Annotated in this window: 1 protein-coding gene and 1 pseudogene; both read left to right on the top strand. The window is 70.1% G+C overall.

Annotated features, from left to right (window positions below; genetic code table 11):
- Positions 1 to 109, top strand: a pseudogene (locus tag IE329_RS39955) (roadblock/LC7 domain-containing protein); the annotation flags it as partial.
- Positions 110 to 269: 160 nt separating this feature from the next.
- Positions 270 to 956, top strand: a complete 687-nt coding sequence (locus tag IE329_RS39950) for a DUF742 domain-containing protein (protein ID WP_190215980.1) — start codon at positions 270 to 272, stop codon at positions 954 to 956.
- Positions 957 to 959 lie beyond the last annotated feature (3 nt).

Here is a 959-nt window from a genome sequence, read left to right as displayed (position 1 = left end):
CTCCGACATCGGCCTCGTCGGGTACGAGATGGCACTCCTCGTCGACCGCGCCGGCGCCGTCCTGACCCCCGCACTGCGCGCCGAACTCCAGGGCAGTCTCCTGCACTGACGGATCGTCGGATACCGTCCTGGTATTCGAAGCACCTCTGCGCCCGTCCCGGGCCCGCGTCAGCGGGCTCGGGTTCGGACGTTGTACGGCCTTCGCACCACCGGTCCCGGACTCGTCCGGGGCTCGCAACGCACCGCCGCACCTTGTGAGGAGAGGATCCGTGAACCCGCCCGACGACCATAGCGGCCAGTACGGCGTTCCGTACCCAGGCACCGGCCACGACGCCTTCGGAGCCCCTGGCGTCGGCCACGGCCAGCAGTACGGCCGGCACCAGCAGCCCGGCCAGGAGTACGGTCAGCAGCCGTACCAGCAGGAGCAGTTCGGCCAGCAGTACGGTCAGCAGCCCTACCAGCAGGACCAGTTCGGCCACCCGCAGGCAGAACGCCAGTACGACCAGCGGCAGTTCGGCCAGGAGTACGGCCAGCAGCCGTACGAGCGCCGGACTGGCGGCTACCCCGCGCCCGAAAGCCCCGGTCACGTCGAGGAGTTCGAGGACGAAGAGGACTCCGGTCCGCTGATCCGTCCGTTCGCGATGACCGGCGGACGTACCCGGCCCCGGTACGAACTCGCCCTGGAGGCACTGGTCTCCGCGAGCGTCGACCCGCAGCGCCTGGCCACCCTGCTCCCCGAGCACCAGCGGATCTGCTCCCTGTGCACGGAGGTCAAGTCCGTCGCCGAGGTGTCGGCCCTGCTCTCCCTGCCCCTGGGAGTGGCCCGCATCCTGGTCGCCGACCTCGCCGAGGCCGGCCTCGTGGCCATCCACCAGCCCGCTTCCGGCGGCGAATCCGGAAACCAGCCCGACGTCACGCTGCTCGAAAGGGTCCTCAGTGGACTTCGCAAGCTCTAACGC

It is taken from the genome of Kitasatospora indigofera, from assembly GCF_014655955.1.
Classification (GTDB): Bacteria; Actinomycetota; Actinomycetes; order Streptomycetales; family Streptomycetaceae; genus Kitasatospora; species Kitasatospora indigofera.
This window is presented reverse-complemented; position numbering and strand designations above follow the sequence as displayed.